The 1,008-nt window shown below is 43.1% G+C and carries 1 protein-coding gene and 1 pseudogene; both read right to left on the bottom strand.

Annotation, left to right across the window (positions count from 1 at the left end):
• Window positions 1–295, bottom strand: a pseudogene (locus R7P67_RS26715) (D-lactate dehydrogenase); the annotation flags it as partial.
• Between the two features lie 385 nt (window positions 296–680).
• Window positions 681–1,008 (bottom strand): LysR substrate-binding domain-containing protein (locus R7P67_RS26710; protein ID WP_318086572.1); only part of this gene is annotated, 328 nt, incomplete at its 5' end.

The raw sequence follows: 1,008 nt of genomic DNA, 5'->3' as shown, positions 1-1,008 counted from the left end.
TGATTTTGGTAATGTTGATCACCACGACATCGCGGTCATAGTCGTTACCACTTGGTGCAGAGCCTTCTGTGAGACCTGTTTTCGCAGCCTGCATGATAATGATGCAGTTCGCCTCGACACACTGTTTAATGATCTTCCATTGTTCTAACAAAGTGTTAGGAAACACGACGGCAAGCGCTGTACCACTACCAGAGCGAAAACCTGAGCGGTAGTATTTGGTTTTAACCTGATCGGTCAGGACATTCTCTTCCCCGACTATCGTTTTAAATTCTTCTATCAGCTGCTTTTGTTTCATATCCGTATCTCTAGTTATTTTGCATCACTCACATCCAACCAGACACGGTGTGGATTTGAGTTTGGCTCACTATAAGCAGTCAATTTCCCTGCGTCCATCAAGGTCAAGCGTACAAACCTTAACCAGCACTCACATAGCGCAATTAATCTGTTGTTTTTCTGTAACTTAGCGTTCACAAACCGACGTTAGAACGAAAGAAACAGACCGTTTCCAAAAAGAAACAATAACAAAACCATTCTTTAACATGCGTGCGCAACGTCTTGTTATCAAAGTAAGTGATGAGGGAGTAACACCGTGTAAGTGGCTAAATTGGATGAATTATTTATGAGAAAAAGTGGAAACAAAACCACAACACCAAAGTAACCAATGGCGTTGTAGACTTGATTTAAAATCGATGATTTTGACTTTGGAAGCTGTTGTATAGATGATCAATGAAGATCTTAATCTTCTCGGGTTGCTGCCTTGTGTATGGGTAGACAGCGTAGATACCCAAGCATTTCGCCGTTTCTTCTTTGAACAACTGGATCAAGCTGCCCTGCTTTAAATCTTCATACACCAATACACGAGGCACGTAGATAACACCTTGCCCTAACAGCGCGACATTTCGTAACGCGGAAGAGTTGTTGGTGCATAAGTTGCCATCAACGGTAACTTGGTACGTCTTATCGTCGGATTTAAACGCCCACTCACGCGCGCCAGTCTCCTGATAGGAG

It is taken from the genome of Vibrio sp. Vb0937, assembly GCF_033338855.1.
Note: the sequence above shows the minus strand (reverse complement) of the source record. Positions and strands in the feature narration are given on the sequence as shown.